Source organism: Lacibacter sp. H407 (assembly GCF_037892605.1).
Classification (GTDB): domain Bacteria; phylum Bacteroidota; class Bacteroidia; order Chitinophagales; family Chitinophagaceae; genus Lacibacter.
This window is the reverse complement of the sequence record NZ_JBBKTU010000001.1, coordinates 4,131,195-4,143,301: the sequence shown is the minus strand read 5'-3', so window position 1 is coordinate 4,143,301 and position 12,107 is coordinate 4,131,195. Positions and strand designations below refer to the sequence as shown.

The 12,107-nt window shown below is 41.2% G+C and carries 9 protein-coding genes; 7 read left to right on the top strand and 2 right to left on the bottom strand.

What is annotated here, in order from left to right; all coding sequences use genetic code 11:
• The first annotated feature begins 6 nt into the window (after positions 1 to 6).
• Together WG989_RS17895 and WG989_RS17890 are read left to right on the top strand one after the other, a co-directional pair.
• The gene (locus WG989_RS17895) at positions 7 to 2,310 is read left to right on the top strand and encodes a GH92 family glycosyl hydrolase (RefSeq protein ID WP_340431418.1); all 2,304 of its coding nucleotides are present in this window, start codon (positions 7 to 9) and stop codon (positions 2,308 to 2,310) included.
• Positions 2,311 to 2,500: 190 nt separating this feature from the next.
• Positions 2,501 to 4,633 (top strand): carboxy terminal-processing peptidase, encoded by a 2,133-nt coding sequence (locus tag WG989_RS17890; RefSeq protein WP_340431417.1) that lies wholly within the window; start codon positions 2,501 to 2,503, stop codon positions 4,631 to 4,633.
• 90 nt (positions 4,634 to 4,723) lie between these two features.
• Here the strand turns inward: WG989_RS17890 and WG989_RS17885 are convergent, their stop codons facing one another.
• The gene (locus tag WG989_RS17885; protein WP_340431416.1) at positions 4,724 to 6,400 is read right to left on the bottom strand and encodes a PKD domain-containing protein; all 1,677 of its coding nucleotides are present in this window, start codon (positions 6,398 to 6,400) and stop codon (positions 4,724 to 4,726) included.
• An 80-nt stretch (positions 6,401 to 6,480) separates the two neighbouring features.
• Complete coding sequence (locus WG989_RS17880; RefSeq protein WP_340431415.1) at positions 6,481 to 7,503, bottom strand: threonine aldolase family protein; 1,023 nt, start codon at positions 7,501 to 7,503, stop codon at positions 6,481 to 6,483.
• A 281-nt stretch (positions 7,504 to 7,784) separates the two neighbouring features.
• On the opposite strand from WG989_RS17880, the gene WG989_RS17875 reads away from it, so the two are divergent.
• The 5 genes from WG989_RS17875 to WG989_RS17855 all read left to right on the top strand — a co-directional run bounded on the left by WG989_RS17875 (position 7,785) and on the right by WG989_RS17855 (position 11,969).
• Positions 7,785 to 8,645 carry a sigma-70 family RNA polymerase sigma factor gene (locus tag WG989_RS17875; RefSeq protein WP_129132464.1) on the top strand — a complete coding sequence of 287 codons (861 nt, stop codon included), beginning with the start codon at positions 7,785 to 7,787 and terminating at the stop codon, positions 8,643 to 8,645.
• 132 nt (positions 8,646 to 8,777) lie between these two features.
• A complete protein-coding gene (locus WG989_RS17870) occupies positions 8,778 to 9,668 on the top strand; it encodes a DUF4249 domain-containing protein (RefSeq protein ID WP_340431414.1) in 891 nt (296 codons plus the stop codon).
• Positions 9,669 to 9,761: 93 nt separating this feature from the next.
• Positions 9,762 to 10,703 (top strand): thioredoxin-disulfide reductase, encoded by a 942-nt coding sequence (gene trxB, locus WG989_RS17865; RefSeq protein WP_340431413.1) that lies wholly within the window; start codon positions 9,762 to 9,764, stop codon positions 10,701 to 10,703.
• Between the two features lie 147 nt (positions 10,704 to 10,850).
• Entirely contained in the window at positions 10,851 to 11,201 is a 351-nt protein-coding gene (gene folB, locus WG989_RS17860; RefSeq protein ID WP_340431412.1) for a dihydroneopterin aldolase, read from the top strand.
• 9 nt (positions 11,202 to 11,210) lie between these two features.
• The gene (locus tag WG989_RS17855) at positions 11,211 to 11,969 is read left to right on the top strand and encodes a tetratricopeptide repeat protein (protein WP_340431411.1); all 759 of its coding nucleotides are present in this window, start codon (positions 11,211 to 11,213) and stop codon (positions 11,967 to 11,969) included.
• Positions 11,970 to 12,107 lie beyond the last annotated feature (138 nt).

Sequence of the window (12,107 nt, the reverse complement as noted above, 5' to 3'; positions counted from 1 at the left end):
AAAGAAATGTATAGAGATCAGGTATATACTAAGGCATTACGTTGCAGTGTCATTGTTGCGTTATTACTTATACAACAGGTTGTAAGTGCACAAAATTTAATGCAGTATGTGCAACCGTTGGCAGGCACTGCATCGGCAACAACTATCAGTGCCATTAAACACAGCGAAGCAGGCGGAACAGAAACAAATGCCAACACCATTCCGGCAGTAACACTTCCCTTTGCCATGACGCAATGGACAGCACAAACAAGACAAACAGAAAACAAATGTGTACCTCCATATTTCTATAAAGATTCATTGCTTACCGGTTTTCGTGGTTCGCATTGGTTGAGTGGTTCCTGCACGCAGGATTATGGCAGCTTTACAGTGATGCCTGTTGTCGGCACTTTAAAAACAGTTGCAAAAGAATATGCTGTTCCATTTTCGCATAAAGATGAAACTACTTCGCCTGCTTATTACAAAGTGAAAGCGGGTACGGTTACAACAGAGATCACTTCTACTCTTCGATGTGGCTTGTTGCAGTTTACCATGCAGCAGGATGATAGTTTGTATGTACTGGTTACACCCAACAGCGATTATGCAAAAGGCTTTGTAAAAGTGGATGCAGCAAAAGGAGAGATATGGGGTTATAATCCTGCGCACCGTATTTACCAGGGTTGGGGCGAACCAACAGGTTTCAGTGGTTGGTTTTATATAAAGATTGAAAAACGTTTTACAAAGCGTGGCACATTTGCAGGTGCAACTGTTTTTGCAACCGATAGTGTGCTGCAGAAAAAAGATGCAGGTGCCTTTGCAGGATTTAAGTTGAAGAAAGGCGAGCAGTTGTTGTTGCGTATCGGTACATCGTTCAGCAGTCTTGCAGCAGCAAAGAAAAATTTAACAGCAGAAGTTGGTACAAAAAGTTTTGATGCTATACGAGCAGCATCAAAACAGCAATGGGAAAAAGCATTGGCACAGGTACAGGTGCAAACCAATACTGAAAAAGATAAGCGTGTGTTTTATACAGCCATGTATCACTCCATGCAGCATCCTCGTTTGTTTAGTGATGCAGATGGCACATATCCTGCATTTGCGGGTAATGCACAGTTGAAGAAAATGAATGGCAACTACTACGATGATTTTTCGATGTGGGATATTTACCGTGCACAACTTCCTTTATTTGAAATCCTGAATCCAAACATGACGAATGATTTTGTTCGTTCATTGATATTAAAAGGAGAACAGGGTGGTTGGTTGCCCATCTTCCCTTGTTGGAATAGTTATACTGCAGCCATGATCGGCGATCATGTAACTGCATTTATTGCATCAGCTTATAACAAAGGCATTCGTAATTACAATGTTGCATCAGCTTATGAACTCATGCGTAAGAATGCATTTGAAACACCAAACAGTTTTGCTGAATACAAGAACGGAATGGGAAGAAGAGCCTTGACTTCTTATCTCAATTATGGTTTTATACCGATGGAAGACAGTGTGCAGGAAGCCTTTCATAAAAAGGAGCAGGTGAGCCGTACACTGGAATATGCATTTGATGATTATGCATTAAGCGTTGTGGCAAAGGGATTGAACAAAGCAGAAGATCATCAACAACTGCAACAACGGTCACTCAATTATAAAAATGTATTTGATCCATCGGTTGGTATGATGCGTGGAAGATATAGCAATGGCAATTGGTTTGCTTCTTTCAATGCAGATAAACGGGAATCCTATATCACCGAAGGAACGCCCAGACAATATACTTTTTATGTTCCGCAGGATGTTCCCGGTTTGGCAAGGCTGATGGGCGGCACAAAGCAGTTTGAAAATGCATTGGATAGTTTGTTCATCAAAAACGAATACTGGCATGGCAATGAACCCGGTCACCAGATCCCTTTCTTGTACAACTATACTTCGTCGCCCTATAAAACACAACGTGAAGTAAGAAAGATTTTAACGGAAGAGTACAGCGATGGACCCGGTGGTTTAAGCGGTAACGATGATGCAGGACAAATGAGTGCATGGTACGTATTTGCAGCGATGGGTTTTTATCCCGTTGATCCTGTTTCGAACAACTACCTGCTGACTTCATCTTTGTTCGATAAAGTAACGATCAGGTTACAAGGCAATAAATTTTTCGAGCTTAGTACACACAAAACATCCACAACTGCTTTATACATTCAACAGGTAAAATGGAACGGCAAACAGTACAATAGAAATTTCATTACTTACTCAATAATCATGCAAGGCGGTAAACTGGAGTTGTGGTTAACTGATCAGGCAACTGTCTGGGGTTCATCTGCTGCAAGTCGTCCAACAGGTTTGTCCAACTAAACAAAGCCAAGCCTGTTTAGCGGCAAAATACATTGATTCTTCTTACTTTCAGGCACAACATTTGTCCAAATACCTTGTTAAAAGGAAATAAAAGGACAAACGGCCAATAAGGCTTCACCTTTTCTCGTTATTTTTACGGTATTCGTTTATGTCAAATTTTATCCAATATATGTTTAGTAAAAAGAGCCTATTGATCATACTTGTACTCCTGTTGGGAGGAAGTATCTTCTACGCCGTACAATCGTCCGCTACCCGTAATGAGCCAACCAACCGGTTTGAACGTATCCTGAAACTGATCGGAGAATTCCTGGAAGAAGGCCATTACAACCCTAAGAAAATTGATGATCAATTTTCAAAAGAGGTATTCAATAAATTTCTGAAAAGCCTGGATAGCGATAAAAGCTATTTCCTGCAATCGGATATTGATGAGTTTAAAAAATACGAGACAAAGGTTGACGATGAAATACACGGAGCCCGCCTGGAATCGTTTTACAGCGTAAATGCGGTATACAAAAAACGTATGGAAGAAGTAGGGTTGATCTACAAAGAGATCTTACAAAAGCCATTTGATTTTACGGTAGAAGAGAAATATGTGGATGATGAAGAAAAACAAACGTACGCCAAAACAGAAGCACAGCGAAAGGAAGGATGGCGCCTGAAATTAAAATACTACACACTTGACCGTTATGTTGACCTCGTTGAGCAACAGGAAAAAAATAAAGGCAAGGAAGGATATGTGGCAAAAACCAATGCTCAGCTTGAAAAAGAAGCAAGAGAGCGTGTGCTAAAATTATTTGATCGCATGTTCGATCGTTTCCGGAACAGGTTTAAAGACGAAGACCGTTTCAATTACATGGTGAATGCCATTACTGAATCAATGGATCCACATACCAGCTATTTACCACCATTGGATAAGATCGCTTTTGATGAACAAATGAGCGGTGGTGATTTCTTTGGAATTGGAGCTTCTCTTTTAGAAGAAGATGGGAATATCAAGATCACATCGATCGTTGCAGGTGGTGCAGCCGCTAAATCAGGCGAAATTCAGGTGGGTGATATTGTGTTGAAAGTAGGGCAAGGAAATGCCGAGCCACAAGATCTTACAGGTTATGAAGTACCGGATGCTGTACGCATCATCCGTGGAAAAAAAGATACAGAAGTTCGTTTAACGATCAAGAAGCCAAGCGGTGCTATTAAAGTGGTGGCGATGATCCGTGAAAAAATTGACCTTGAAGAGAACCGTGCAAAAAGCATTGTGATCAAAGGCCCTGATCAACATAAGATCGGTTATATCTACCTGCCTGCATTCTATGCCGATTTTCAGGATGCCAATGGCAACCGTTGTGCACAGGATGTAGCAAAGGAAATTATTAAGTTGAAAGCTGAAGGTGTAAATGGTCTCATCATTGATCTGCGTACAAACGGCGGAGGTTCGTTGATGGAAACTGTTGAAATGGTGGGATTGTTTATTGAAGATGGACCTGTAGTGCAAGTGAAGAGCAGGGATGAAGCACCAACTATTCTGCGTGACAGAAACAAGAATGTATTGTGGGATGGTCCGTTAACTGTAATGGTGAACGAATTCAGTGCTTCTGCATCAGAAATTTTTGCAGGTGCCATTCAGGATTATAAACGTGGACTGGTGATCGGCAGTACATCTACTTACGGTAAAGGAACCGTGCAGCGGAATATTGAACTGGATCGTGCCAGCTGGACAAGCAATAATCCTTCTGATTTAGGCAATATCAAATTAACCTTACAAAAGTTTTATCGTGTAACAGGCGCAAGTACACAGTTGAGAGGTGTGGTGCCGGATATTGTATTGCCTGATCAATATGAATACCTCAAGCTGCGTGAAAAAGATGATCCCTATGCATTGCCTTGGGATGAAATTACCAGCACGCAATACAAAGTATGGAAATCTGATTTTGACTTCAACTATATCGTTAAACAAAGTAAACAACGTATCAGCGAAAATCAATCGTTCAATATGATTGTTGAAAAAAGCAACTGGTTATCGAAGTACAACGATCAGCAGTATTCATTGAAGCTCGATAAATTCCGTCAGGAAAAGAAAACGTTGGGTAATGCGATCCAGACAATTGATTCGTTAACGAAATTGAAGACACCGTTGGAATTATCGAATCTCGAAGTTGATCTGGCTGCCATCAAAGGGAATACAAACAAGGAAGAACGAAACAAAGCTTTTGTAAACCGTTTGAAAAATGACCTGCACCTTGGCGAAACAGTGAATGTGATGAATGATATGATTCAGCAATACTTTATTGCACAGAACAAGCAGGCTGCTAAGGCAAACAATTAAAATCAAGAATCGAAATAAGTAAAGCCCCCTTTCTGAAAGGGGGCTTTTTTAATGCAGATCATTATCTTTCTCGTTCTGAAACGTTAGTTTTTATCGTTCTTTCAATGTAAACGATACGACAGCATTGCGGGATTTGCTGCTGGTTAAATTTATTGTGTATCGCTCACTTCCATCAATTATAACGATCAGTGCCGTGTTGGGTGGAATGCTGCCAAGGTTGTCTGCATACATGATCAATTCGTTTTTACTCCTTGACGGATCAATCTTAAGATGGAAGCTGAGAGGCTTACCGGTTAACAGCTGGCGTGCTACTATTATCTCATCGTTGTAGATCAATGTAACACTATCGCCGTCTATCATTCCATTATCGTATAAAAAAATACTGATAGAATCATTGATTACAATAATATTCCGCATCAACTCATTTTCTCTTTTCTCCAGTTTAATAGCAGGGATCTTGCGAGGCACGGTTGTAATAACTTCTTTTTGCGCCGGTACTTTTGTAATGAGTATTGGTACGGTTACGTTGATTTGTTTTTTAATTGTGTCTTTACATCCGGTATTATTTTCTGTAACTAACCGTACGGTATAACTGCCGGATTTATTGTAAAGAAAGGTTGGGTCAGATTCAGTTTTTGTACTGTTATTGATTCCGAAATTCCATTCGTACGATTTGCTTTTATTTTTTGCTTTGAATTGAATGTTGCCTGGTTCCCCGGATTCAGAAAAAGAAAAATCAGCATTTGATTTAGAGATGTTGACTTCTTTTGTGGAAGAATCTTTACATCCGGAATTGCTGATCGTAACAACCTTTACTTTGTATTTACCATCTCTTTTATAGTTGTGAATAAGCGAAGCTTTGCTTGCTGTAGTACCATCTCCCAAATACCATTTTACTTCTTTCAGGTTTTTATTTGCAACCGAAGAAAGATCAAATGATACAGTGGTACAGTTTTTTATTGTAACCCCGAATTTTGCAGATGCGATGTCCTTTTCGTCGCAAACTGTTTTTGTTTTTTCAGGAGTAGAATTGCATAAGTAAGAAATTTCATCTTTTGTTAAAACTCTGTTGTACAGCCTTACTTCATCCAGCAGTCCATTAAACCAATACGGATATTGGCTATTGTCCATTTTCCCGAAAAACAAATCGTAGCTATTGGAGAAGTCGGCATTTCTCACCACACCTTTTGCCTGTAATTTACAATTGACATACAGGAGTGCATTGGTTCCATCGTACGTGTAGGTGAGCAAGTACCATTTACCGGGAACGATGTAATCGTTCGTAACAGGTGAAGCAAATGCTGCATAAAATGATTGACGTAATTTATCCGTGCTTTCTGTATAACAATTGCTGCCGTTGCTTGACTTGTTGTCATCAAAGGTTAGCATATAGCTGCCCTTCAAATAATCAGCACTCCCTTTCATGATGATCCGGTTGCCGTGACATTTCCCTTCATAAAATCCTCTTACAAGTACCCAGGTAGAAATCGAAAAGCTTTTTCGGAAACGCAAACTTGTATTGTCCGGTATTTGAATAAAGTTGCTTCTGCCATTAAATGCGCAAGCTGCATTTTTGTTACCGAACCTGTCTGAAGTAAATGTAACATTGGCTGAGGATGGATTGTTCTTATAGCCACTTTCATCGTTTGGATTACCGTTAAAAGGATAATATGCAACAAGGCCTTCTTTTAGATTGACTTGTGCTACGGTTTTATTTGAGAGGCTAAGGGCAAGTAGAAAAACAGTAACCTTTGAAAGCAGAGTCATAGGTTCACGATCTTAGAGTATAAACTTAATTGTTTGGCTGATATGCATACTGAGAATCATCCGAAGGCTTATGTTACAACTTATAGTTTTTGAATGATATCAATTGTACGTTGCACCATTGCTTCGGTAATGTCGAGATGTAATACAAATCGTATTTGCTGCTTGCCCATTGTAAAACAGAGGATGCCTTTTCCTTTCAGCTGCTCCACCAACAGATCTGCATCGATCCCATCTTTTACACGAAATATAATGATGTTGGTTTCAACAGGTAATACCATTTCTACTTTCGGGTTTGATAGCAATACAGCTTCAATGAGTTTTGCATGTGCATGGTCCACGGCTAACCGGTCAATATGATGCTCCAATGCATAGATTCCGGCAGCAGCAATAAAGCCGGCCTGGCGCATACCACCACCAAATACTTTGCGCAGACGTCTTGCTTTTTTTATTTTTTGATTTGTTCCCAACAGCACACTACCCACAGGAGTGCCGAGTCCTTTGCTCAAACAAATAGAAATCGAGTCGAACATATGACCATAATCAACAGCCCGTTGTTTTTTTTCAACCAATGCATTGAACAGGCGTGCACCATCCAGATGCAAAGTCAATCCATGATCAATACAAACCCGTTTGATCGATTTGATATCTTCCATCTCATAGCAACAGCCACCGCCCCGGTTACTGGTATTTTCCAAAACAACCAGGCTGGAGAGGGGTTTGTGTACGTCCTCTGTATTATTGATCCCCTCACGTACATGTTCGGCAGTTATGCGGCCACGGTTGCCGTGTAATAAACGAACCGATGCGCCGGAGTTAAAGGCAATGCCACCACCTTCGTATTGATACACATGCGAAAGTTCATCACAGATCACCTCATCGCCCGGTTGAGTATTCATTTTTATAGCGATCTGGTTGGTCATGGTGCCCGACGGACAAAACAGCCCTGCTTCCATTCCAAACATCGAGGCAGCCATTTTTTCTAAGTTATTCACACTCTCATCTTCCCCAAACACATCATCGCCCACTTTGGCGCTGAGCATGGCATCTTTCATGTCGGGGGTAGGGCGTGTAACAGTATCGCTTCTGAGATCAATCCATTCCATATCAGTCGTTTATTAAAACTTCAAATGTACCGTTTGTGTAAAATTATGCCTGAAAATTAAACCTTCTGAAACGATAAATTGTTAAGTATCAGTACAATATTTTCGCTACAAACGTTTCAATGATGCCCAGATTGGCTTCAATTATTCACATAGGCTATGAAAAACGGCGATTGATGAGTACCTTTGCTGACGGTCACAGAGGATTCTTAACCAGTCTTTCACACTTTCAGGTAAAATTTCCCTGTCTTAGTAACGATTCAAACAATTAAGAGGAATTTAATATGCGGCAGCTCAAAATTGCAACTCAAATTACCAACCGTGATTCACAAGCGGTTGAGAAGTATCTCCAGGAAATTTCAAAGATCCCCATGATCACGCCGGAAGAGGAAACAACACTGGCACAACGGATCAAAATGGGCGATCAACGTGCGTTGGACAAATTGGTGCAATCCAACCTTCGTTTCGTGGTTTCAGTAGCAAAACAATATCAACACCAGGGTTTATCGTTGAGTGACTTGATCAATGAGGGCAACCTCGGATTGATCAAAGCAGCACAACGTTTCGATGAAACCAAAGGTTTTAAGTTCATTTCGTACGCTGTTTGGTGGATCCGTCAATCAATTCTGCAGGCATTGGCTGAGCAGGGTCGTTTGGTTCGTTTACCACAAAACAAGATAGGTACCTACAACAAAGCAAACAAAGCCTACATGGCGTTCGAACAGGAACATGAGCGTGAGCCTTCAACTGAAGAGCTGGCTGATATTCTTGAAATGAGCGAAACAGAGATCAACAATATCTTTCAAAGCAATACACGTCATACTTCATTGGATGCACCAGTGCACGAAGCAGAAGATGTGGCGATGGGCGATTTGCTCGAAGGAAGCGATGACACAGATGAAGATGTAATGAAAGATTCATTACGTAATGAGATCCGTCGTGTGTTGAAATCACTCAGTCCACGTGAAGCGGAAATTGTAAATGCTTATTTTGGACTCGATGGCGAAAATGGTGTTACCATTGAGCAGATCGGACAGAAATATGATCTTACCAAAGAACGTATCCGTCAGATCAAAGAAAGAGCCATCAAGCGTTTGCAGAAAGCACGTTACAGCAATGCACTGAAAAGTTATCTCGGTAACTAATTATAATGGGTATTAAGTATCAACCCCGACCTTCGTGTCGGGGTTTTTTTCTATGCCCTGAGCGAAGTCGAAATGCAACAATTAGCATATTCTTCATGTTTATCTCACAACATCTCATCGTAAATTTGACCTATGCAACGATTTGTATTACTGGGCATATTCTTTTTGGCACTGCTCGGTTGTGAAAAGAAAGTGGAATTTGATCTGAACGAGGCAGCAGAATTGTTAACCGTAGATGCGAGTATTGAAAATGATCAGGATCCGGTGGTGATCTTAACCCGCAGCCTCAACTATTTTTCAAAAATTTCGGCTGAAGTACTGGGGAACACCATTATTAAAGATGCGGAAGTATTTGTTTCTGATGGAACAAAAACGCATCAGCTCCGCCGGTACGATGTGGTGGTGCCAGGTACAACCATTCCATTCAGTTTTTACAGCAGCGATCCGGCAAATCCATCTACCATCATCAAAGGAGAGTTAGGTAAAAACTATCAACTTCGGATCGTATGGCAGGGGAAAGAATTTACCTCCAGCACAACCATTCCGCAACTCCGCAAAGTGATCGACTCGTTGTGGTGGGTGAAAGCACCCAATACACCCGATACAAGTACCCGTGCGGTTGTACGGGCAAGAGTAGTTGATCCTGCCGGTTTTGGAGATTATGCCCGTTATTTTACCAAAGTAAACAGTGGTATTTTTTTACCGGGTTTCAGTTCTGTATTTGATGATGCCTTTGTGAATGGCGTTACCTACACGGTAGATGTTGACAGGGGTGTTGATCGAAATGTGGAACTGGATTTCGATGATTATGGTTTTTTCAGAAAAGGCGATACCGTTACGCTCAAGTTCAGCAATATCAACAAAGCCACTTTTGATTTCTGGCGAACAGTTGAATACAGTTACCAGAGCATCGGCAATCCTTTTTCAACTCCCACAAAAATTCTCGGCAATATCAGCAACGGCGCACTGGGTTATTTTGGAGGCTACGCCAACCAGTTTACTACGGTTACTATTCCCCGTTAATTATCCACAAGCCAAGCAGATGTAATCAAGGTTACATATAGAATGGTGAGATAAGACTAAATTTGTCGACTTAAAAATTTTGAAAAGACGAATATGGAAGCAGCAGAAAAAGTACATTGTTTGATCATTGGGTCCGGTCCCGCAGGTTATACCGCTGCTATTTATGCAGCGAGAGCAAATATGAAACCCGTTTTATACCAGGGAATTCAGCCGGGCGGACAGTTGACCATTACCACAGAAGTAGAGAATTATCCCGGTTATGCAGACGGTATTCAAGGACCGGAAATGATGGTTGATTTTGAAAAGCAGGCAGCACGTATGGGAGCCGATATCCGTTTTGGATTGGCAACAAAAGTTGATTTCAGTTCTACACCACATAAAGTTTGGATCGATGATGAAAAACTGATCGAAGCAGACAGTGTGATCATTTGTACCGGTGCCAGTGCAAAATGGCTTGGTCTTGAGAGCGAACAACGTCTGAATGGCTATGGTGTAAGTGCCTGTGCCGTTTGCGATGGATTCTTTTTCCGTGGTAAAGAAGTGGCGATCGTAGGTGCAGGAGATACGGCAGCAGAAGAAGCATTGTACCTCAGCAAACTTTGTTCAACGGTTCATATGCTTATCCGTAAGGATGCTATGCGTGCCAGCAAAGTAATGCAGGATCGTGTAATGAATACGCCCAACATTAAAATTTACTGGAATACAGATACGGTTGAAATACTTGGTGAGAACAAAGTAGATGGCATGAAAGTGCGGAACAATAAAACAAACGAAGAGTATGTGATTCCGGTGCAGGGATTTTTCGTGGCGATTGGTCACGAACCAAACTCGGCTATCTTCAAAGAATTTATTGATATGGATGAAGCAGGCTATATCAAAACCATTCCGGGTACATCGAAGACCAATGTGGAAGGAGTTTTTGCAGGTGGTGATGTGCAGGATAAAATTTACCGTCAGGCAGTTACAGCCGCAGGCAGTGGTTGTATGGCAGCATTGGATGCAGAGCGTTATTTGTCGGCAAAAGGTGTTGTGTAATCACAGGGCTTGCAAGGTTGCCAACCTTTGGGTGAAAGGTTTACGAATTGTAATAACTGTTGCAAGGTTGGCAACCTTCCTGTGATAGGTTGGCAACCTTAAAAAGATAGTCCCGCTGTATTAGCGGGACTTTTTTATTTTCGGCGTATGATAGCTGTTCATTTAAAAGAATTGAAATTCCATGCACATCATGGTCTGTATCCCGGAGAAGATAAAGTTGGAGGGCCGTTTGAAGTAAACCTGTCTGTTTGGTATCAGCCAACCGGACGCATTGCCTCTATTGATCAAACAATTAACTATGTGCTGTTGTTTGAAATAGTAAAGCAACGGATGATGCAGAAAAGCAGTCTAATAGAAACGGTTGCGGAAGATATTTGTGATACGATTAAGACCCGTTTCCCCGTTATTACAGAAATAAAGATCGATATTGATAAATGTTCGCCACCCATTGAAAACTTTACGGGTAAAACCGGCATAACCATGCACAAAACATTTTAACCCGATCACATGAAGAAATACTTATTTATTGCTTTTTTCGCTTTGGTTTATTCGGGTACTTCTTTTGCACAATCCGTAGAAGAGTTGGTGAAGCAGGCTGAACTGCTGGAAAGCCAATTGAAAGAAGAAGAAGCTTACCAGAAATACAAGGAGGTCATTAAGCAACAACCCCAGCATTTACGTGCACTGGTGCACTGCAGCGAATTGGCCAGTCGTATCGGAAGAAGACAATCCACCAAAGAAAAGCAAATGGATTTTTACAAGGCTGCAAAGATCTATGCAGAGCGTGCCTTACGTGTAAATCCAAAAGATAGTGATGCCAATGTAGTGATGTCGTTAGCATATGCCCGTATGTCGTTATTGAAAAGCGGAAAAGAAAAAGTGGAATATGTACGTGAGATCAAGACCTATGCCGACCGTGCTGTGATTCATAATCCGGCCAACTTCAAAGCGCTTTTTGTAATAGCCCGCTGGCATTATGAAGTAAGTAATTTGAATGCAGTGGAGAAAGCAGCCGTGAAAGTTTTCTTTGGAGGCCTGCAAAAAAACTCACTTGATTCAGCCATCCATTATTATGAAAAAGTAAAACTGCTCAGTCCTGATTTTGTATTGAATTACCTGGAGCTTGCAAAGGCCTATCATCGAAATAATAAACGCACAAAGGCCATTGAAACGCTGAACTATATGTTGCGTTTACCTAACACGGCTGCAGACGATCCTACTATTAAAGCAGAAGGAAGACAATTACTCGCCATCTGGAAATCGTAAGCTTCAGAAGCTGTTTGAAGTAATTGTTTGATATACCTTATGGTATTTTTCAGGCTGCAACGGCGTTGAATTTTTCGTCTTAGGCGTTTAGACTATGGCTGCAAAATTCGCCTTGTTTCGCTCTGCAAAATTTCCATA